Below are 21,265 nucleotides of genomic sequence, written 5' to 3'. Positions count from 1 at the left end.
GCCCCCTCCAGAATACGAACTACCGGGCCAACGAATCGTCAATCGCGTTCTGTTGGCGGGCAATATCGTGCAGAGTGACGATCCCCAAGAGTTTGGAGCCATCCTTACGGCTAACGACCGGCACCTGCATCACATCCTCCATCACCAGCGTATTGGCCACATCCCGAATGGAGTTATCCGGAAAAACCGAGACGAGATTTTTCTGAGCGAGGAATTCGGCCACCGATCCAGAGTTTCCAGCTTCGACAGCTTCGCGCAGTTCATGGTGAGTAAACATCCCGATGAGTCCATCTGCCTCATTCACCACCGGGTAACCGTGGTGAAGATGAGTAGCCGCATCCTCGAGAGCGCTCTCCAATTCGTCCGCACCCTGAAGAACAACCGGATCGTGGGTCATGATCGTGGAGACCGGCAGATTCCGCCAATCCTGTTCCCCTTGATAAGAGGGCATCCGTTTCAGGCTTACGTGATCCTGAATCAGCAGAGCATCGTAAACTGGGACCGCCCGCAGACGGGCTGAAATCAGGTAGGCGATCATATTCCCCACCATGAGCGGGAGAATCAGCGAATAGTTTTGCGTCATCTCGAAAATGATCAGCATCGAGGTCATGGGACAACGAATCACCGCAGCGAAGAAGGCTCCCATCCCGAGAAAGGCGCAACCGGCGGCAACTTCCATGCCCATATCGAAAGCCTGAACAGCGCCCATCCCAAAGGTACCCCCGAGCATCACCCCCATGAAGAGAACCGGTGCAAACAGCCCGCCACTGCCTCCCATGGCATAACACAAGGCCGTGGCCACAAGTTTACCAATGAAGAGCATGAGCAGCATATCCCAAGCGAGGGTGCCCTGGAGGGATGAATTCAAGTCCTGATATCCAATGCTAAATACCCCGAGACGATCGGTGAAAAGGAGGACCGTGCATCCGATGATGCCCACGATTAAACCGCCAGCTGCGGGACGCAGAACCGCCGGGAAATGCTTTGACTCCCGCACCTTGCCCCGGGTTCTGAGCAACATCTCGATAAAGAAATGCCCCGAGATCGCGGCCGCGACCCCGAGCGGGACGCAAATCAACATCCACCAAGCGAGCCGGAAATCGTCCAATCCCCCGACATTGAAAATCGGGTGCTCTCCGAGGATGCTGCGCTCGACGACCGCGGCAATGACCACGGCGACGAGGATCGCTCCGAGGGCCTTACTGCTGAAGTCGTCCAACAGTTCTTCAAAAACAAAAGTAATTGCCGAGATCGGGGTATTAAAGGCCGCCGCGAGTCCCGCTCCCATCCCGACCGGAACCATCGCCTGAATTCGTCGGCGAGCCAGCCCGAAATAACGACCCAGGGCCGAGGAGACAGCACTGCAGATATGCACAGTGGGCCCCTCTCGCCCGAGGCTGTTCCCAGTCCCGATCGAAATCGTCCCGGCAATGAAGCGCCAAAATCCATCCCGCAAACTGATGTTTCCGAAATCATTGTGGAAGGCCTGCTTCACCTGCGGAATCCCACTCCCCGCAGCCCGAGGAGCAATATAGGTCAAAATGACCCCGGTCACCAATCCCCCAAAAGCCGGAGCCAACAGGAGGACGACGTAGGCGGTCTTTTCCCCAAAATGATCACGCAGAGAGAGCACCCCATGAAAAACGGCCTCGATCGAAAAGTGAAAACTGACGGCCACCAGCCCACACAGGGCTCCGGCAATAATGCAGAGAAACAAATACCTCTGCGCATCGTCAAAATGGATCCTCAACCAATTGGGAAACGTCTTCACTCTTTTCTTCTTACTCTCGCGGTTTCTGACAAAAAAAACAGGGGCTGGTAAACCTGCCCCATCCTTCGCATGGCTTAAGGCAATTGCCTCACATAGACAAGGGAAGAAGTCACGACCCCCACCGAAACTTCCGCACTCTCATCAAACCGCCCTCTTTACCCCTCCGACACAGCAGCGCGGTTCCCTCTGAAAACTTACCTCTTAAAAAACTCTAGATTGCCGTTGCGAGGAAGACCATCACTCCTATCTTACCAACTAGTGATAGAAGTCAGGGAGAAACCTAAACTCGTTGAGCGCGCCTTTCTAGTCGGCATCACCTCCCCCGAGCAAACGGACGAACATACCGAGCTCCTTCTCGACGAACTGGCCAGTTTGGTGGAAACGTTGGAGATTGGTGTCAATGGCAGGACCGTAATCCATCTCAGTAAGCCCCAACCGAAGCTTATGGTCGGAAAAGGGAAGGCGGAGGAGATTCTCGCGGAAGCGCGTGCGCTCGATTGCGACGTCATCATTTTCGATCAGGAGCTCTCCCCCTCCCAACAACGCAACTGGGAAAGAATGGCCGAGAAGTTTCTGGTGATTGATCGTCAGGAAATCATTCTCGATATTTTCGGAGAGCGGGCATCGACCAAAGAGGCTCGCCTCCAAATCGAACTCGCCCGCATGGAATACAGCCTGCCTCGATTGCGCCGGGCATGGACTCACCTCGGCCGCCAACGCGGGGGCGTCATGCAGCGTGGTGAAGGGGAAACTCAGCTCGAGGTCGACCAACGACTGGTCCGAAAACGCATTCAGCGGATGCGGGCCCAGCTCGAAATCGTCCGCCGTCAGCGCGAAACCCAGCGTAAACGACGCCGCTCGCTTCCCGTTCCGACCGGAGCCATTGTCGGCTACACCAACGCGGGGAAATCCTCCCTGCTCAACGCATTGACCGAGTCCGACGTTCTCGCCGAGGACAAACTCTTCGCGACTCTCGACCCAACGAGCCGACGACTTTCCCTGCCCAACGGGCAAAACCTCGTCCTCACCGACACGGTGGGATTTGTCCGCAACCTGCCCCACCGCTTGGTCGAAGCCTTTAAAGCTACCCTCGAAGAAGCGGTGGTTTCCGACTTTCTCCTCCACGTCGTCGACGTTCGCAGCGCCGAACTCGAAGAACATAAGGAAACGACGGAATCCGTCCTCGAAGAACTTCACGCCCTCGACAAACCGACGGTGCTCGTCTTCAACAAAATCGACGGGGAAGTCGATCCCGCAACCATTTCCTATTGGCGTTCTCGCTACCCCGAAGCCCACTTCGTCAGCGCCCGCACGGGAGAAGGGCTAGGCGCCCTCAAGGAGCGGATGGTCGATCTCGTGCAACAGGGCATCCGCCCAATGAAACTCCTCATCCCGCACGACCGCTATGATCTCGTGCACTTCCTTCACGAAATCGGGGCGGTCGACAAAGAATCCTATGAAGATGAAGGCGTGCTCATCCGGGGCAACATCCCGGAGAAACAAGTCGCCCGCGTCACCGATTTTGCCCTAGCCGGCACATGAAACGAGCGTCAACCGGAACCGGATTCTGGCGCAATCTCTCCCTCTTCCTGCTAGGGATCGCCCTGCTTAACGGGTCCCTGATGGCTGAGGACGGCCCTGAAAAGCAAATCCTCCGTCGAGGCAACGGATCGGAGCTGCAAAGCTTGGACCCTCATGTCATTTCCGGAGTGCCCGAGTCTCGGGTCCTCCGCGCAATCTTCTCAGGTCTCGTCGCACTCGACTCGCGCACACTCGAACCGGTTCCAGCCGCAGCCCTCTCCTGGGAAATCCTCGACGAGGGAACTCGATACCGCTTCCACCTCGATCCGAACGGGCGCTGGTCCAACGGAGAGCCCGTTCGGGCTAACGATTTCAAGCAGAGCATCCAGCGCATTCTCACCCCCGCCCTCGCCGCACCCTACGCCTCCCAACTCTTCGTCCTCAAGAACGCCCGCGACTTTTTCGAAGGCCAATTGGAGGACTTCGACCCCGTGGGAGTGAAGGTCCTGGATCCGCTCACCCTTGAACTCTCGCTCGAAGCTCCGACTCCGTACTTCCTCTCGCTTCTCGTGAATCCGGCCTGGTTCCCGGTTCATCGTCCGAGCATCGAAGCCGCCGGCTCCTGGACCTCCCGCAATGCAGAGTGGGCGAAACCGGGAAAACTCATTTCGAACGGCCCCTACCAACTCGCCGAATGGAGGCTCAATGACTTTTTGCGGGTCACCCGCAACCCTTACTTTCCCAATCCCGAAGAGTTCCCTCTGGATGAGATCGTTTTCTTTCCCATCCCCAACATCTATACCGAAGAGCGCGCCTTCCTCGACGGCCTCCTCGACGTGACCGCCATCGTCTCCCCACAGCGGATTCGCTACTATCTCGAAGGAGACGACCCCGGCATCCTGCAAATCGAGCCCGACCTCGGCGTCTACTACCTCCTCCTCAACACCCGCAGGCCCCCGCTTGACGACGTGCGCGTGCGCCAAGCATTAAGCCTCGCCCTCGAGCGTTCCTCCATCAGCCGCGACATCCGCAAACGTGGCGAACCCCCTGCGGGCCACTTCACTCCGGTCGGCATCGGGGGCTACAACCCACCGGCCCTTCTCGAAGAAGATCTGCAGCAAGCCCGCGATCTGCTTGCCGAGGCTGGCTACGGCCCCGACAACCCTCTCCCGCCGATCCCCTTCCTGTTCAACACCTCCGAGACTCACCGCCCCATTGCCGAAGCGATCCAATCCCTCTGGAAAAACCGCCTCGGGATTGATATCGAACTCGTCAACAAGGAGTGGAAGACCTACCTCGCCGACCGCCAGCAAAGAGATTTCTCCATCGCCCGCGCCGGATGGCTCGGCGACTACCTCGACCCCGAAACCTTCCTCGGTCTCTGGACAACCGGATCCACGAACAACTTCAGCGGCTGGAGCAACCCAGAATACGACGGCCTCATGGCCGAAGCCGCCAAACTCCCGGCCGGTCCCGAGCGAAACGACTTCCTCGTCGACGCCGAGTCCATCCTCCTCGAGGAGGTTCCCATCATCCCCATTTTCTTCTACAATCGGGCCTACCTCCTTGCCCCCCGGGTCGAAAACTGGCCCACCAACATCCTCGGATACACCAACTACGAAGGAATCCGCGTTCAGAAGTAACGCAGGTCATGGCGCGCTTCCGCTCCAAAAGATCTCCCGGAGAGGATCGACGATAGGCGCTTCTACGCATTGGCCTAAAGGAGGAGGAAGGCGCTGAAGCAACCTCCCCACAATGGAGTCATGGGGTGAACACGTCTGTTTCAATTCGCGCCAGAGAGGTTCGACGATAGTCGTTTCCATCCATCGGAGGTCGTTCGAAATCGTTCTCGCGCTTCCGCTCCAAGGATCCCAGCTTTCCGCTCTTGCCCGAATCCGCGAAGAGCATTCACTCTTCCGAAAATGCCTTCCGCAAAGAACAGCCGCCTGCCTTGGTTCGGAGAAGGGAAATTCCCCCTCTATCTTGCCCCGATGGCCGGCTTCACCGACATCGCCTTCCGGCATCTCTGCAAACGATTCGGGGCGGACGTCATGGTGTCGGAGTTCGTGATGTGCGAAGCGCTCCTCCGCGATGCACCGAACGTCTGGGAAACCATCGAATTTACTGAGTTCCAACGGCCGATGGGAGTTCAGATTTTTGGTTCGGAACCTGATCGGATGGCCGAAGCGGCCAAAGCCATCGAGGAACGCCTGCGCCCCGACTTTCTTGACCTCAATTTCGGATGCCCCTCCGAGAAGGTGACGCGGGCGGAGGCGGGATGCTCCCTCCTCCGGAACCTTCCCCTTCTCGGGAAAATCGCCGGCGCAGTGCGACACGCGCTGCCCAACACACCCGTCACGGCAAAGATTCGCATCGGTTGGGACACAGACTCGATTGTCGCCTCGGAGACGGGAAAAATCCTTGAAGACGAAGGAATGGAGGCTTTGGCGATCCACGGGCGCACCCGAATGCAAGGCTACAAGGGCGATGCCGACATGGAGGTCATCGAGACGGTTGCCCGCGAACGCAAAATCCCGGTAATCGCCAACGGCAGCGTCGAAGATTGGGAACGAATCCACCACTTGGCCAACGGTGCGACTTGCGCCGGAGCCATGATCGGGAGAGGAGCCCTCGGCAATCCATGGATCTTTGACCGAATCAAAGAATTCCTCCGCACAGGAGAAATCCCCCCCGCCCCTACGCTGGAAGAACGCATCGAGGCCCTCTGCTTTTTTGCCGAAGAACTCCTTCGTTCGCCTCTCGGCCAGACACGAGGAGATTCCGTCGCCTGGATGCGGCCCAAGCTGAAAGCCCTCCTCAAGGATCTACCTCATAGTCGCAAAGCTCGAGTCGCCATCGATCAAGCCAACAACCCGACAGAGTTGATGACGGTCCTCGAGACCATTTCCGCCCGAGTTGCTGCCCTCTAGGGTCAATTCACAAAGTTGTTACCTCTCAAACGTCTGGCTTTCGCTTGGAAGACCTTTCCAGAGTTGCCGAGAAAAGATGAATCCGACAATCTGATGCCGTCATGAGAAAGCTCCCCCTCCTTGCCCTCCTTTTTACGGTTCTTTTTTCACCCTCCGCTCGAGCGACCAACGTCGAGCTCGTCGGATTCCATATCGGGAGCGAATACTTCATCCTTACGGAGGAAATCAATTCGGACGACTTCCGGGCTCGCCAAATCATTTTCGTCCTCAAGTGCACCTTCAACGAAGGGCAAATCAGTGGGATCAACGAGGATTCCATCCGGTTGCGAGTCATTCCGGAGGGATCCACCAGTGGGATCTCCTACTCCGCGAATGACCTTTCCGTCCTCGTAACCGAGGTTCTCGACGACCGAACCGCCCTTCTCCAAATTTCCTGCCCCTACGACGTCAACGTCCTGGGCACCAAAGCCGAGATTCAGGGCGAGGTTCTGGTGATTCTCGAAGAAGAAGAGAAGCAATCACGGCCGATTCAACTCAAGCTGGAGCCCGGCTTCGAGATCATGCTCGACACCTTTCCAGTTCTGCTCTCCGGGGTCGAGATTCCGAAGAACTCCCCTTATCCCCTGGCCATCACCTTCCGCATGTCCAAGGGCAATAACAACGAGCGCAAATATTCCGTCCAGTTCTTCGACGAGAAAATGCGCCCGATAGCCTCCGACCGGAGCGACTACGTGATCGACGATATTCACGAGGCGACCTACAACCTGCAAAAGCGCCCTTCTACCGTAAATGCCGTTTTCAAGTATGTCGGAGTCTCGAAGAGTTCGACCGTCAAATTCAATCTGGATTGCGACCTCAACCTCGTAAACATGACCCAGGACTCCGAGTAATTCTCCGAGTTCTCACCGCCCCACCGCCCTGAAAACCGGCATCTTTCGCTTACCTCTGAAAGATTTCGCAAAACAGTTTTCACAGTTCTTGCGAAATCGCTTGCGCATCGCGCCGGATTCCGATTGCCTCCTCCCTTCTCTGATTGGCGGGGTATAGCGCAGCCTGGTAGCGCATCTGCTTTGGGAGCAGAGGGTCGCAGGTTCGAATCCTGCTGCCCCGACCATTTTCAGAATTACGTCACCCCTCGTGCAGCCTGTGCACGAGAAGACTTGCGCGCTCGTTCGCATAATGGCGAAATAAAGGGATGAAACTTCCCAGCGCCGCCCAGACGCACAATATTGCCGAATTCATCGAGCATCCGGAATCTGGACTATCAGCCATCAGCCGGATTCCACAAAGCGTCCGAGAGCATTTAAACGACAACGCCCGCCAGCGAGCGCTTTACAGCACCGGGTGCGAGATCCGCTTCAGACTCCAGAGCCCGTCCGCAAAGATTCACATCCGCACCTGCGAAATCGGGGCGGCCCACCATGGGCCCGGTCTCGGGCAAATTCTGTTTGGCGACTTTAGCCAAACCTACTTCTACGTCGGCAAGGAGCCCACGGTCGTCGAAATCAACGCCCCGGACTACGAACATCTCTCGAAAGCATGCAATCAATCTTCGCTATTCGATCCAAGGCTCCTCCGGGTGCTGCTTCCCACCCACACGGCCATCTGTGAAGTTTCCGTAGAAGGTGAAATTGCCCCTCCGGAGGCCGGGGACATTCCTTCCCGGAGGATCCTCAACTACGGCTCCTCCATCACCCACGGCTCGGGTGCTCTCACATCTCGCGAGTGTTGGGCGGGCTGCTGTGCCCACAACCTTGGATTCGATCTCATCAACCTCGGATTCGGCGGAGGCTGCCACTGCGAACCCGAAATGACCGAATACCTCTGCCAACGGAATGACTTCGACTGCGCCATCATCGAGACCGGCATCAACATGCTAGGACTTGAGGCTTCACTCGTCAACGAACGCATCGAAAACCTGATCCGACGGCTTAGCTCAACACATTCCGAAGTGCCAATATTTTGCCTGGGAGTCTTTCCCTGCGACGAGGATATCGGCAAAGATTGGAATGGCCGGGCCGAGGAAATTCGACAATTTGTCCAGAAACTGGTCGCCACGATCGATTCACCGAACCTGCACTTTATCGACGGCAAACAAGCGGTGCGTCATTCGCTGGGAATGACAGTCGACCTCACCCATCCTTCCCCCGCGGGAATGATCGAGATCGGGACTTACGTCGCGCGACAGATTCGCAAAACTCTTGGCTGGGACGACTCGGCGCCCCAAGGCTAGGCGAAGGACTCTACTGACCTCCCCCATCGGCTCCGGGCGGTGCCGATCTCATGGACTGAACTAAACGACGCCTCTGCCAATCCTCAGATCTGAAGCAAAGACTCTTGAGAAAAGTTTAGTGGACGGCCCTCTCCGAAGAGAGGCCCTACCCACAAACCTATTCGGAACCAGGAACCGAACCAGGAGAAAAATTATTCTTTGCTCGAAGCGGAAGAAGCTGCCGGATAAATCGACACCCAATCGTCTTTCATGCTGACCACCAGCCAGTCGTTATCGGAAGCGGCATCAAGTGCTTTGTCCAGCTTCCCAAAATGGGAGTCACGGTCGTAAGCCCACTCGCGATCAGCGTCGTCGTGATGAACCAAAAGTCCAAACCGGGGTAAGTCATCGTCACTGCTCCGGCGAACCGTCGTATACTGCAACATCTGCATGTCTCCATCGGAATTTCCCGCAGCGAAAATAGGACGACGGCCGATGTGCTGGTAGATGCCCAAGGGTTTACCGGCCTTATCGTCGATAAAGTCGAGCGAAGACTCTTTGATCATAACCGGCACACCGTCTTGCATTGCAAACTTTGCTTGCAGCTCACTTCCCACAACTTGCTCAGGAGGGATTCCGTAAACTTCCTCGGCGAAGACTCGCATGAAATCAATTCCACCTCCGGAAACGATGTAAGTCTTGTAGCCCTCTGCCCTCAAATAGGTCAGAAGCTCTAGCATCGGCTGAAAAACCATGTCTGTGTAGAGCATTTTCTTTTCCGGGTTCTTTGCAGTCTTGATCCAGTCACGGACTGCATCCGAATACTCTTCGCTAGTCATTCCAGAACTCGTTGCTGCCACCAGCTCCATGATCGCCTTGTCCCCACCGGAGAGGGCTTTGGCGTAGTCCCCTTTCAATACGGAGGCGAAAGGCTCCTGCGTCTTCCAATCAGGGTGCTTTGGGGCCAGCTCGTTCACTCGATCGAAAATAAAGAACAACTGGGAATACATCGGCTGCTCTGACCAAAGGGTTCCATCGTTATCAAAGGTCGCGATGCGCTCGGCGGGCGGCACATAGCTATCCGACTCAGGATCCGTGGTCGATTCGACAAATTGAATGATCTCCGTCTTCGCAGGAGTTTCTTCCCACGAGGGCAAAGGATCCGCTCGCAGCGCAGAAGCAACAAGCAAAATGGGCAGCAAAGAAGTAATGGTCTTATCGGCAATTTTCATGATTTCAAAAACAGGGATTTTATCGAAGTGAATCGCAAAAAAAAGTGGGCCGTCCTTCTGGAAGGACGACCCACTGGCAGAGAATTGTATTAGTTGCCGGTGGGCATCGGGAGGCTAATGCCTTCCTTTTCCACGGCTTCACGAATGTGCTCGTAGCGCTCGTAATCGGTGAGCGTAACCGGACCGGTGTAGACCTCGCTCTGCAGCTTCCGCGGAGGATATTGCGCGTAGGTCTTCATCAACTTGGAGGTCGCTTCACCGAAGGAGACAAGAGCCCAAGTGCGTTCTGTCCAATTCGTCATGAATAGGTCGTAGCGTTCTTGAGGATCCTGCAAGAGGTCGAAAATCTGCGGAACCGTAGCGACATACTTTTCCGGACCCTTCCATCCGAGATTGGTATCCACGGCCAGACCACCGGTCACAGCCCCGTCATCCCCACGAATGTTGTAGAGAGCCTTGAGGTGACCGACACGGGCTGCACCGGGACTCAACTCATTTTCTGAGAAGTAGAACCAGGAGTTCCGAGGGTTTTCACCCGTTCCGAAAAGGACCGGAGAAATGTCGTAACTATCGAAGATAATGGGCTCGCCGGCACGGTCGACCTTGGGAAGGCGCTGACCCGCGAGAGAGGCAAAAGTTGCCATCAAATCCAAACCGCCGGTGATGTCGTGATTACGCACACCTTCTTCGATCTTACCAGGCCAGACAGCAATCGCGGGCACTCGGTTTGCACCTTCACGAAGAGTTCCCTTGGTTCCACGGAAAGGGGTATAACCGGAATCCGGATACACATCTTGCCAGGCACCATTGTCAACCGTGTAGAAAACGAGAGTGTTTTTGTCGAGGCCGAGTTCTTTCAGCTTGGCCATCACGTTTCCGATGCGAGTATCGAGCTCAACAACCGAATCTGCATAATCCGTCTTGGAGATGGACTTATGTTTGAAGTCCGGATGTGGAAGATTCGGCTGGTGGTTCTTCATGAAGTTGATGTTGATGAAGAACGGCTCATCGGGAGTTTTCGCGGCTTCTTCGAGGAAGGAAATACCCGCTTTTTCCACGTAAGCATCCAGGTAAGGGATTCCCACAACGCCTTTATCCGGTGTATCGACATACTCGCCGGTCACGCTGAACATTTCTTTCGCTTCTCCGCCGGCTTTTCCGCTCAGAGCACCTTTCGTCACCTTCTTGAACATCTCGCGAAGTTCATCCGGCATGTCGGGGAACCAATTTGGATCGGTATAGGTATAGGCATTCAGGTGGTAGAGGAAGCAGTATTCCATCTCGTCGTAACCCTGATTGATCGGCAGAGCGTAATCCGACTCTCCCAAGTGCCATTTCCCGGTAAAGTAGGTCTTGTATCCGGCTTGCTTGAGCACGGAAGCCAAAGTCCACTCAGCCGCAGGAAGACCACCACCTTGACCTTGGAAGGCCACTGTCGTCATTCCGCTGCGGTTCGGGATACGACCAGTCTGGATCGCGGCCCGTCCTGGGGTGCAGCTAGGCTGCCCATAGAAAGAAAACAAAGTCATTCCGGAATCGGCCATGGCGTCCAGATTCGGAGTCGGCATCCCGCGACCCTCGCCACCACCATACACACCGGGATCACCCCATCCGGTGTCGTCGGAGACGATCAGAAGAATGTTTGGCTTGGAAGTATCAGGAGATTGGTCTTTCGAAGTTTTATCCTCTTTCGACGATTGCGCCGAGAGAGACCCTCCGAGGCAGAGGCAGCTGAATAGAGCCGCGAGAGTGAGTCGTTTTAGTTTCATTAAGTGAATAGTGGTTTTTTAGAAGCTACTAAGAATCAGCCTCAGTTTACCCGCCCAGAAGGCGCCTCACAATAGAGCATATGTGCAAACCTTTTGCACCTTTGGGCAATAAATTGTAAAAATTCTAAGTTTCTTATTGAGAGGGACCTAGGAGCCCAAATCGACTAACGAAGTCCGGCTTCGAAATGGAATCGGACTAGATCGGCGACGCACTGCGCATTCAATTTTCGGGAGAGATTGGATCGATGCAGCTTTACCGTTCTCTCAGCGTTCCCGATTCGAGACGCGATCGCCTTATTCGGCAGCCCTTCGATGATCATCTGATAGATCTTCTTCTCCGTTGGAGTCAGGGTAGCGAACAATTCCTTGAGCCTCTTGCGATCCTTCTCTTTCCGAATCGATTCCTCGCCATGAATCAAGGCATTGCGAATGACCTCAATCAATCGCTCCTTCTCAACGGGCTTACTCAGGATATCGAAGGCCCCTTTTCGCATCGCCTCGACGGCAGTCGGAACATCTCCGTGACCTGTAAGAAATACCACCGGCGGTCCCACTTCCTCCTTCCGCAGATAATCCAGAAGCTCCATTCCATCGGGCCCTGGCATTTTTATGTCCAGGAGCAAGCAACCTTCAGCCGATCTTGAAAACTTCAACAGGAAGTCTCCCACCGAAGCGAAGTCATAAACCTTGAACTTGGAAAGGCTCAACAAACGAGCAACCGACTTGCGAAACGACTCGTCGTCATCGACCAAATAAACTGGCCCCTGCAAACAATCCTGTATCTCAGTGCTCATTCGTAGGTTCATGGAGCAAGAGCCTTATCTGGAAACGGGCTCCGCTGCCATCCATATTTCTTACGGTGATTTCTCCTCGATGATCTTCGACAATAAAACGGGAAATGGCCAGTCCCAATCCCATACCGTCCTCCTTGGTGGAATAGAAGAACTCGAAAACGGAGGAAAGGTGATCGGGGGGTATCCCCGGTCCACGGTCGCAGACAATGAGATCGACCCACCCATCCTCCAAAGAAGCCTCGCACGCCAGGGAGACGATTCGCTTGGACATCGGCACCCCACCGACCGCATCCATCGCATTAAAGACGAGATTCAAAAGAACTTGGACAAGCAAGACCCGATCCCCGAGAACCGACACCTTAGGGATCCCTCCCGAGGGGTATCGCAGATCTACCACCCGGCGTTTCGCTTCGGGCGAAGCCATTCGGAAGACATCATCAAATATCTCGGAAACCGCCAAGGGGCTTTTCGTTGTCGAATGATTCCCCAACATGGTGCGAATGTGTTCCACAACTTTGGTGGCCCGCCGATCCTCCTTCTTAATATCGGAGAGAATTTCCTGAAGTTCTGTGTCACGTGCCTGCTCCGCCTCTCGCTCCAAGAGGAGCAGTCCAGACTCCGCATTGCTCAGAATCGATCCCAGGGGTTGATTGATCTCATGGGCAATCCAAGCAGAAACCTGCCCGAGCTGGGCGACCCGATTCCCACGAGAGAGACTGTTCCGCAGCTTTTCCGCCTCGATTCGGTCGCTAGCATCAACCGTGGTAAGAATGCGCACTCGGCTCCCTCCGACTTCAACTGTGTTGCTGTAGAATGCCACATTCCGCAACTCTCCGGACCCCGTGCGCACTTCGCGTTCGTAGCCGGAAAGGACCTTACCATTCTTGACAAAATCCTCATATAAGCCGGCGTCTGTATCGCGGGAGAGAATTCCGACATCGAGAGGAGTCCTTCCTAAAACCGCCTCACGGGTCAGCTCATAGAGCTTCTCCCAAGCAGGATTAATGTCCTGCAGGGTCCCATCGGATACCCGGATCACCGCCATCGGATTCGGATTCTCCTCAAACACCGTGGCGAAATATCGCTCCATCTCGCGCGCCTGATTCTCGGCCTTCTGCTTCTGATAACGAGTCCAGAGAAGAGAGCAAATGAGCAACGACTGAACCAGTATCGCCATCGTCCCAAAAAAGAAGGCATATGGATGAGACTCAATGAGCCCAGGATACTCATAGAAGATCTCCACCCCTTCCGGGGCTAGCTTAGGGTCCAACCCATAACGACGCATTTCCCGGGCATCGAAGCGGAATTTAAGATCATCGTCCACGATGGTGCCGATTTCCCGCGGGGACTCCCCTGCCACAATACGCTGGATCAATTCGCCAGCCTGTCTCCCTTGATCAATAAAGGGAGACGCCCCAATGCCCGTAGCCCCGCTACCCAGCATCGTGTCGTAAAGGGCGAAAATCGGTGCAGACGATTTCTCTGAAAGCTGCTTGAGAATCTTCCGCGGGATATAGGTGACCCCTTCCGTATTCTGGAAATAACTCGTGAAGACTACGACCGTCCCCGAAGGTAAATCGGAGAGCTTCTCGGCAGCCGATTCCGGCATCTCCCCCACGATTTCAGAGATCTCCCATGAACCCTTGTCTTCGAGTTGATCTTTGACGATTTCAACCACCTCCCTGTCAAATTTCGCCGCGCCTGCGACCAAGACCACCGAGTGAACCTCTGGCATCATTGCCTCGACCTTTTCCAGTAGGGGCTGAACCGCGAGTTCATAGACAACTCCCGCCGATGGATACCGCTCGCCAAACAATCGCGCCTGATCCTCCAACACACCCGCGAAAACCTTTTTTGCGTCGGGAAAAATCGAAGACATCCATTTCTCCGAGAAATCCAGGGCCTGAGTCCCGATCAAGACGATCACGTCGGGCACCATCTCCTTGTATCGTTTCTTTAAGAAGGAAACCATCGGCGGATTCTCATCGGCCACCGGAAGACGATGAAACTCGAGATATTCCTCAAACAACTCAATCCGGTGAGAATTAATCAAAGGCTCCAAGGAGGACCATATGCCCCGCTGCATCTCCTGATTGGCTGGCAATGTACGCTGATTCGAAAACAAAACCAGGACCCGAAGTGGCTTAGACGGCTGATCCTCATCGGCTCCCGCACTCTCACCCGATACCCAAAACCCACAAACGAACATCAATACCAAGGCGAGTTTTCTCATAAAGGTGATGAATGAAACCGGAGTCAGATCATGGCGACTCCAAAATTTTCCGAGGATCCACGCTCCTCAGAGATCCCCACCCTCACGAGAGCGGATCACTCACGCCTCGGATTCGCAGGTCCCGGAACAGCTCCAACCAATAATAAACTGAATAGCCCACAACCTGTGAGCACCAACAATCCTCGATCCACTCCCGCAGAAAATGAAGAGGCTAAAAGAGCCAAAGCCTCTCTTTCTTTCTCTCTCGGCAGTGCAACAAGAGCCTCATGCCACGAACCTTCTTCGGTCAATACATCCAGAAGTTTCGTTTGGGGAAGCGAGAGTGACTCCGAAAGAAGTTTCTGATCCAGAGCCGAACGGCTGGCCCCATGAAGAACCAGAGTCATGACCGCGATCCCCAAAGCAGACCCGAGCCAGCGAGCCATCATCGAAATCCCTGAGGCGGCACCCGACTTCTCCACCGGCATTTTCCCCTGAGCCAACGACATGGCTGCGTTGTTCGCGAAAATATATCCGAGCCCCACGAGAGCGGCCCCCACCCCAAGAAACCCGTAAGGCGTGCCCTCATCCACGAAAGAAAATCCACCGATTCCAGCCGTGAGAATCGCCAAACCGATAAAGAGGAAAGGTCGCCATCCCATCCACTTCCCCAGATGGCTCGAAAGCATTCCGCCTAGAAAATAGGCAAGGGCATAGGGAAGGAAGAACAAGCCTGTCTCCAAAGCACTGAATGCTTTGACATGATGGAGATAGAGGCTGAAGAGAAAGAGCCAGCCGAGACTGATCGCATAGGAAAGAAAGGCGCAAAGGTTCGCCGGGATGAATCCGGAAACCGTCAGAACCGAAAAATCCAGAAGGGGTTCTTTCGCTCGCTTCTCCCAGACGATCAAAATCCCAAGGCTCACAAAAAATCCACCGAGAAGACCCAGCGTCCACAAAGAAGACCAGCCCCACTCCCCTGCCTGACTCAAAGGAACCGCGAGCAGAAGCACAGTCATGGTGAGAAGCACCAATCCGGGAAAATCGAAAGACTTCCTCAGTGCCGGCTGCTGCTTGGGAAGAAAAATGAGATTGTTCGCCAGAAAGAGAAACGTCATCGGAAGGTTAGCCCAAAAGACCGCCCGCCAATCGAACCAATGAATGAGGGCGCCCCCGAGTAACGGTCCGACCCCCATTCCCAAACCGGCCATGGCCATAATCGTAGAGAAAACGCGCGCCCGCGCCGCCCCCTCAAAGTGTTGGCCGGCAATCCCCAGGCTACTGGAAATCATGAAAGCTCCGGCGACTCCCTGTAGCAGCCGAGCGGCAATTGCCACGCCACTACTGGGCGCCAACGCCATCAAAACCGAGGCCCCCGCAAACAAAAGCATACCCGCGCAGTTCATCTTCCGCGCTCCGAAAAGATCGGACAATTTCCCCGCCGAGATCAGAAAGGTCGCCACCCCAATCCCATATCCGGACATAAACCACTGCAAGGTCGAGAGCGACGCATCGAGGTCTCCCGCCATGGGAGCGAGGGCCACCCCGATCGAAAGCATGTCCGTCCCAATAATAAACGGGCCTCCGCAAATTCCGAAAATCAGAAAAAAAGTCCGTCTCCGGGAAGAGGAGGTATCTCTCATAGATCCCAATCCAAAACACCTTCCCACCCGTTGTCGATTCAAGCGAGTTCCCCTGTGAGTTTTCCGGACAAGGGATTTATACGAAATCGCAAATTACACCTCCCGGCTGCCGAGCACTAATATTGAGAACTCAACAAGCTACCGCCTAGATGGAACCATTAATAAGCTTCCGCAGGATATCGTTCAGCGTTTTTTGCTCGTCCGAGGTCAGAGGAGCGAGGACCGCACGCTCATTCTCGACATGAACCTCCAGCATTTCATCAATCAGCGCCTTTCCTCTTTCCGTTAAGCCGACAAGTGTGCCTCGCCGATCAGTCGGATGCTTGCTTCTTTCGATCAGGCCAGCCTTCTCCAGCCTGTCAATCCGCGCCGTCATTCCACCAGACGAAATCATCGTTGCCTGGTAAAGGGCCGTTGGTGTCAGCGAATAGGTTCCCCCAGTGCGGCGCAGCGTCGCCAGCACATCGAACTCGCCGTTCTGCAACCCGAACTTCGCAAAGATCGGATTGAGCCTGTCCCTGGCGATGATCAACCCCAACTCGGTCAACCGCCCGATCACCTCCATGGGAAAAGCGTCGATATCCGGGCGCTCGGCTCGCCACTGAGCTGCGGCGATGGCGGCGCGGTCTCTGTCTTCGTTTATTTTTGTCATCTCATTTATCTTGCCATTAAGATACTTAACATCGAAATACTAAAGAATAAGACGCGGAATCACAACTGCGATCTTTCTCCCGCTCCTCCAAAGAAAGTCCGAGTAGGCCATGCCAGTCTCAAAAAACACTCCGTTCACAAATCCCAAAGCAATGAATTCCCGGGAGAGTCTCCCAGTCGGAAAGTTGCTGACATTCACGGTCGCAGGGTTTCTCGCCATCATGACCGAGAACATGCCCGCTGGGCTCCTCCCCCAGATTAGCGTGAGCCTTGGCGTATCGGAAGCCATGGCCGGGCAGACGGTGACGCTATATGCGCTCGGTTCAGTGGTGGCGGCCATCCCGGTCATCGCGGTGACTAGAAGCTGGAATCGCCGCCCACTGTTCTTGCTGGCGATTGCGGGATTGATGATCTTCAACATCCTGACCGCCGTATCGGCGCATTATGGACTCACGCTTCTCGCGCGCTTCATCGCGGGCATGTCGGCGGGGGTGGTCTGGGGGCTGGTCGCGGGCTACGCAAGACGACTCGCGCCGCGGCACCTGCAAGGCCGGGCGCTCGCCATTGTCGGCGTCGGCCAACCCATTGCGCTATCGCTCGGGGTGCCACTGGGTGCCTGGCTCGGTGGCCTGTTCGACTGGCGCGCGGTCTTCTGGATCATGTCCGCCATCGGCTTGCTCCTCATGGCTTGGGTGCGGCTTGGAGTCCCCGACTTTCCCGGTCAGGCAGAACACCAGCGCCTGCCAGTGAAAAGGATCTTCCTGATTCCTGGAATCCGCCCGGTGTTGCTGGTACTGCTCGCCTGGATATTGGCGCACAACATCCTTTACACCTACATCGCGCCGTTCCTCGATGCGTCCGGCACAGGATTGCGGGTCGAGATGATTCTATTCAGCTTCGGAATAGCGGCGGTTGTCGGAATTCTGGGGACGGGTGCCCTGGTAGATCGACACTTGCGGTATGTGACGCTCATCAGCCTCGCCGCCTTCGCCATCGCCGTAGCCTTGTTGGCGATACCCCATGGATCAGCGACGCTGGTTCTGGCTGGAGTCATCATCTGGGGGCTGACCTTCGGCGGTTCGCCGACCTTACTTCAGACAGCACTTGCCGATTCCGCGGGAGAACATGCAGATGTCGCCCAATCGATTTTTGTCACCGTCTTCAACCTCGCCGTCGCAGGCGGAGGGCTGATCGGAGGACTAGTGATCGACGCAGTCGGGCCGAAATGGCTGCCGATGACCCTGATTCCGCTAGTCGTCGTTGCGCTGGCGACAACATGGCAGGCGAAAGCCTACGGCTTTCGAACTGGACGCAGAGGAGCCTAACAAAATGAGTGGACGCAATTCGGATCTTCTCCTGACCACAATTGCCCCAGTCATCTGGGGCAGCACCTACCTTGTCACGACGCAATTCCTGGCCAATTTTTCCCCGATGACGGTAGCCATGCTACGCGCATTGCCAGCCGGCCTCCTATTGCTCCTGATCGTGAGGGAGCTGCCGACTGGCCTATGGTGGATTCGGACCTTCGCACTCGGTGCGCTCAACTTCTCGATTTTCTGGAGTCTGTTGTTCGTCTCTGCCTATCGGCTGCCGGGCGGTGTTGCAGCAACAATCGGGGCGGTGCAACCGCTGATCGTCATCGTGCTCGCCCACTTCTGGCTCGGAAATAAAATCCGCTTGCTGTCAATTCTTGCCGCCATGATCGGCCTCGGCGGGGTAGCCGTTCTGGTTCTGACACCAGAAACGACCCTTGATCCGATCGGAATCGCCGCCGCTTTCGCAGGGGCTTTTTCGATGGCATGTGGCATCGTATTGACCCGCAAATGGCAACCGCCCGTCTCATCGCTGACTTTCACCGCCTGGCAATTGACGGCCGGAGGAATTCTGCTCGTACCCTTCGCCTTGCTTCTCGAACCGACCATCCCCGTGCCAACTCCGGCGAACATGATGGGCCTGGTGTGGCTAGGGCTGATCGGCGCTGCGCTGAGCTACATTCTCTGGTTCCGTGGTGTGGCCAAACTGGATGCAGCGGTGGTGTCATCCCTCGGGTTTCTCAGCCCAGTGACAGCCGTTCTCTTAGGATGGTGCTTCCTCAATCAAAATCTGACCCCACCCCAAATTATCGGTGCTCTATTTGTCATCGTCAGTATCTGGCTCGGCCAACGCGAAACGCCTATCGCGCGGAAGAGGCAAACACAATGCGCCCACAGTCGATAGAGAATACACCGCCTCATTTCCTCCCAGGAACACCCAACAATCCTAAAGGATATTCATCAGAAATGATGCCCGGTCCCCAAACTTTGGAGTAGACCCAGTAGACCCCGGTTCGAATCTCGCGTTCTTTGATTTTCGCTTCGTGAAGGCCGCCTTTGGCGGAAGGGGAGGGATTCGAACCCCCGGAGGCTTTCACCTCAGCGGTTTTCAAGACCGCCGCAATCGACCACTCTGCCACCCTTCCGGAAAGGAGAAACAAAATCTCCTTCGGATTCGTTTTTCAAGCTTTGTTCGCCCGCGATGTGCCTAATTCTCTATTTCCCTTTATTCTTCTTGGGAAAAAGACAGCCACAGCCCGCTCCACAACAATTCTTTCGGCGAATGCACACGTAGTTCCGCCCGCCTGCCAAAAAGAAAGCGACGATGAGCAAAACCAATAACAGAGCACTTGCGAAAATCCAAACCATCTACTAACGATAGAGCTACGCCCTTTTTCCATTCAGTCAAACGAAGTTCCTTCTATGAGAACAATCCCCGCTTTCATCCTCTTGATCTTCATGGTCATTCCCGCCCTCTCCCAGGCACAAACGATGCCCGAGGCAGTGGAAAAGGGTCTCGCCCTCGCAAAGAGCGAAGGACATCTAGGCCCGACCGTCGAATACTGGTCGGGACCCGACAACCTTAACTTGGAACCCGACGACAAGGTTCGGCGTAAAAAACTCCGCTGGGCGCAAATCTACGAGGACCGATTCGGAAAAATCCGGGAGGTTGAGGTTCTTGCGGTCGATCAACCGATTCCCGAAAACATCATCCTCTACTCCGTTCTCAAATACGAGCGAGGCGCGGTCTACCTTCTGACCATCTGCTATTACGACGGCTCAGACTGGAATCTCACGCGATACCAATTTTGCGACCACCCGGCTCACATTCTACCGGATAACCTTTACGACGATCCACCCTCTACCGAAGGTCAGTAAACTTCGCTCTGGCCTTCGGCCAGGGTTCGTCAAAAGACGCGAATTCCGAAGCGACCGCGTCTTAGGCGTACCGACGGAACGCAATCGAAGTATTGTGACCACCAAACCCAAGGTTGTTGGTCACGGCCACATCGACTTTTGCCTCGATCGCCTTGTTGGGAACGCAGTTGAGATCGCAATCCGGATCGGGCTCTTCGTAATTGATGGTGGGAGGAATCTTCCCCGTCTCGATCGCTTTACAGCAAGCCGCCGCTTCGATTCCTCCAGCCGCACCGAGAAGGTGCCCCGTCATCGACTTCGTCGAAGACATCAGTAGATTTTGGGCGTGCTCGCCAAAAACATTCTTCACCGCGAGAGTCTCGAACTTGTCGTTATACTTCGTCGAGGTTCCGTGCGCATTCACGTAGTCCACTTCTGACGTCGTGATCCCACCATCCTCCAATGCGCCCCGTAGGGCTTCGGCCAAACCTTTTCCTTCCGGATCCGGCATGGTGATGTGATGGGCATCGCAAGTCGCGGCATATCCCGCGACTTCGCAATATATGCGAGCGCCTCGGGCTTTCGCCGATTCTTCCGACTCCAAAATCAGGATTCCAGAGCCTTCTCCCATCACGAATCCGTCACGATTCATATCAAATGGGCGGCTGGCCTTCTGCGGATCGTCGTTGAAGTTGGTGCTCATGGCCTTCATCGAGCAGAAACCAGCATAACCCAATCGGGTAATGGCGGCTTCGCTCCCTCCGGCAATCATGATATCCGCACGACCATCCCGAATCATCTGAGCCGATTCCCCGATCGAGTGAGATCCGGTGGCGCAAGCACTCACGAGACCGAAATTCGGTCCGCGGGCGTTGATCTCAATCGCCACCACCCCAGACGCCATATTGGCAATCAGGGCGGGAATCATGAAAGGCGACACTTTGCGCGGGCCCCGCTCGAAGAGAGCAAAAGATTGCTTCTCAATCGTCTCCATTCCGCCGATTCCCGAACCGATCAAAACTCCGATCCGTGAGGGATCGAGCGTCGATGGGTCGAGAGCAGCGTCTTGGAGAGCCAGGCGGGTGCCTGCTACTGCAAACTGAGTGTAGCGGTCGTTTCGACGGGCCTCCTTCGCGTCCATGTACTCAGCGGGGTCGAAGTCATTGACTTCAGCACCGACCTGGCACGTGTATGACGAAGCATCAAAGCGGGACACATTCCCAATGCCGGATTTCCCAGCAAGGAGAGATTCCCAATACTCGTCGATCGACTTCCCGAGGGAAGTGACGATTCCGAGTCCCGTGACGACAACCTTTCGCTTTTCCATTTCAGGAGCCATGGAAGAAATCGCCGACAACAG

The 21,265-nt window shown here is 55.4% G+C and carries 17 protein-coding genes and 2 tRNA genes; 9 read left to right on the top strand and 10 right to left on the bottom strand.

Features of this window, described 5'->3' with window-relative positions:
* Positions 1-19 precede the first annotated feature (19 nt).
* The gene (locus tag H5P30_RS07270) at positions 20-1,771 is read right to left on the bottom strand and encodes a chloride channel protein (RefSeq protein ID WP_185692290.1); all 1,752 of its coding nucleotides are present in this window, start codon (positions 1,769-1,771) and stop codon (positions 20-22) included.
* Positions 1,772-2,029: 258 nt separating this feature from the next.
* Between H5P30_RS07270 and hflX the strand changes: the two genes are divergently transcribed.
* The 6 genes from hflX (at position 2,030) to H5P30_RS07240 (ending at position 8,455) form a co-directional block, all read left to right on the top strand.
* On the top strand, positions 2,030-3,313 hold the full coding sequence (gene hflX / locus H5P30_RS07265) for a GTPase HflX (RefSeq protein WP_185692288.1): 1,284 nt from the start codon (positions 2,030-2,032) through the stop codon (positions 3,311-3,313).
* Positions 3,310-4,935, top strand: coding sequence for a peptide ABC transporter substrate-binding protein (locus H5P30_RS07260; RefSeq protein ID WP_185692286.1), 1,626 nt, complete (start codon positions 3,310-3,312; stop codon positions 4,933-4,935). The genes hflX and H5P30_RS07260 overlap by 4 nt, the downstream gene beginning before the upstream one ends.
* A 279-nt stretch (positions 4,936-5,214) precedes the next feature.
* A complete protein-coding gene (locus H5P30_RS07255; RefSeq protein WP_185692284.1) occupies positions 5,215-6,222 on the top strand; it encodes a tRNA dihydrouridine synthase in 1,008 nt (335 codons plus the stop codon).
* Positions 6,223-6,323: 101 nt separating this feature from the next.
* Positions 6,324-7,112, top strand: a complete 789-nt coding sequence (locus H5P30_RS07250; RefSeq protein ID WP_185692282.1) for a hypothetical protein — start codon at positions 6,324-6,326, stop codon at positions 7,110-7,112.
* A 147-nt stretch (positions 7,113-7,259) separates the two neighbouring features.
* Positions 7,260-7,336, top strand: a tRNA-Pro gene (locus H5P30_RS07245).
* A gap of 81 nt (positions 7,337-7,417) precedes the next feature.
* Entirely contained in the window at positions 7,418-8,455 is a 1,038-nt protein-coding gene (locus H5P30_RS07240; protein ID WP_185692280.1) for an SGNH/GDSL hydrolase family protein, read from the top strand.
* Between the two features lie 191 nt (positions 8,456-8,646).
* On the opposite strand, the gene H5P30_RS07235 is transcribed toward H5P30_RS07240, so the two are convergent.
* The 6 genes from H5P30_RS07235 to H5P30_RS07210 all read right to left on the bottom strand — a co-directional run bounded on the left by H5P30_RS07235 (position 8,647) and on the right by H5P30_RS07210 (position 16,736).
* Positions 8,647-9,666, bottom strand: a complete 1,020-nt coding sequence (locus H5P30_RS07235) for an HAD family hydrolase (RefSeq protein WP_185692278.1) — start codon at positions 9,664-9,666, stop codon at positions 8,647-8,649.
* 89 nt (positions 9,667-9,755) lie between these two features.
* Positions 9,756-11,435 carry an arylsulfatase gene (locus H5P30_RS07230; protein ID WP_185692277.1) on the bottom strand — a complete coding sequence of 560 codons (1,680 nt, stop codon included), beginning with the start codon at positions 11,433-11,435 and terminating at the stop codon, positions 9,756-9,758.
* Positions 11,436-11,599: 164 nt separating this feature from the next.
* Positions 11,600-12,229 carry a response regulator transcription factor gene (locus tag H5P30_RS07225; protein WP_185692275.1) on the bottom strand — a complete coding sequence of 210 codons (630 nt, stop codon included), beginning with the start codon at positions 12,227-12,229 and terminating at the stop codon, positions 11,600-11,602.
* The gene (locus H5P30_RS07220; protein WP_185692274.1) at positions 12,219-14,462 is read right to left on the bottom strand and encodes an ATP-binding protein; all 2,244 of its coding nucleotides are present in this window, start codon (positions 14,460-14,462) and stop codon (positions 12,219-12,221) included. The genes H5P30_RS07225 and H5P30_RS07220 overlap by 11 nt, the downstream gene beginning before the upstream one ends.
* 95 nt (positions 14,463-14,557) lie before the next feature.
* Positions 14,558-16,084, bottom strand: coding sequence for an MFS transporter (locus tag H5P30_RS07215; protein WP_185692273.1), 1,527 nt, complete (start codon positions 16,082-16,084; stop codon positions 14,558-14,560).
* 145 nt (positions 16,085-16,229) lie between these two features.
* Positions 16,230-16,736, bottom strand: a complete 507-nt coding sequence (locus H5P30_RS07210; RefSeq protein WP_185692272.1) for a MarR family winged helix-turn-helix transcriptional regulator — start codon at positions 16,734-16,736, stop codon at positions 16,230-16,232.
* 109 nt (positions 16,737-16,845) lie between these two features.
* On the opposite strand from H5P30_RS07210, the gene H5P30_RS07205 reads away from it, so the two are divergent.
* The gene (locus H5P30_RS07205) at positions 16,846-18,060 is read left to right on the top strand and encodes an MFS transporter (protein WP_221774312.1); all 1,215 of its coding nucleotides are present in this window, start codon (positions 16,846-16,848) and stop codon (positions 18,058-18,060) included.
* Between the two features lie 4 nt (positions 18,061-18,064).
* Positions 18,065-18,952: a DMT family transporter gene (locus H5P30_RS07200; RefSeq protein WP_185692271.1), complete on the top strand. Its 888-nt coding sequence runs from the start codon at positions 18,065-18,067 to the stop codon at positions 18,950-18,952.
* 153 nt (positions 18,953-19,105) lie between these two features.
* Here H5P30_RS07200 and H5P30_RS07195 read toward each other — a convergent pair.
* Both H5P30_RS07195 and H5P30_RS07190 read right to left on the bottom strand, forming a co-directional pair.
* Positions 19,106-19,193: transfer RNA gene (locus tag H5P30_RS07195), tRNA-Ser, on the bottom strand.
* 80 nt (positions 19,194-19,273) lie between these two features.
* On the bottom strand, positions 19,274-19,456 hold the full coding sequence (locus tag H5P30_RS07190) for a hypothetical protein (protein ID WP_185692270.1): 183 nt from the start codon (positions 19,454-19,456) through the stop codon (positions 19,274-19,276).
* A gap of 14 nt (positions 19,457-19,470) precedes the next feature.
* Here H5P30_RS07190 and H5P30_RS07185 point away from each other — a divergent pair, with 14 nt between their 5' ends.
* On the top strand, positions 19,471-19,926 hold the full coding sequence (locus H5P30_RS07185) for a hypothetical protein (RefSeq protein WP_185692268.1): 456 nt from the start codon (positions 19,471-19,473) through the stop codon (positions 19,924-19,926).
* A 61-nt stretch (positions 19,927-19,987) separates the two neighbouring features.
* On the opposite strand, the gene fabF is transcribed toward H5P30_RS07185, so the two are convergent.
* Positions 19,988-21,232: a beta-ketoacyl-ACP synthase II gene (gene fabF / locus H5P30_RS07180; RefSeq protein WP_185692267.1), complete on the bottom strand. Its 1,245-nt coding sequence runs from the start codon at positions 21,230-21,232 to the stop codon at positions 19,988-19,990.
* Positions 21,233-21,265: the final 33 nt, after the last annotated feature.

It is taken from the genome of Puniceicoccus vermicola (assembly GCF_014230055.1).
GTDB classification, from domain to species: domain Bacteria; phylum Verrucomicrobiota; class Verrucomicrobiia; order Opitutales; family Puniceicoccaceae; genus Puniceicoccus; species Puniceicoccus vermicola.
The sequence above is the reverse complement of the archived record's forward strand: the minus strand, read 5'-3'. Positions and strand labels throughout refer to the sequence as shown.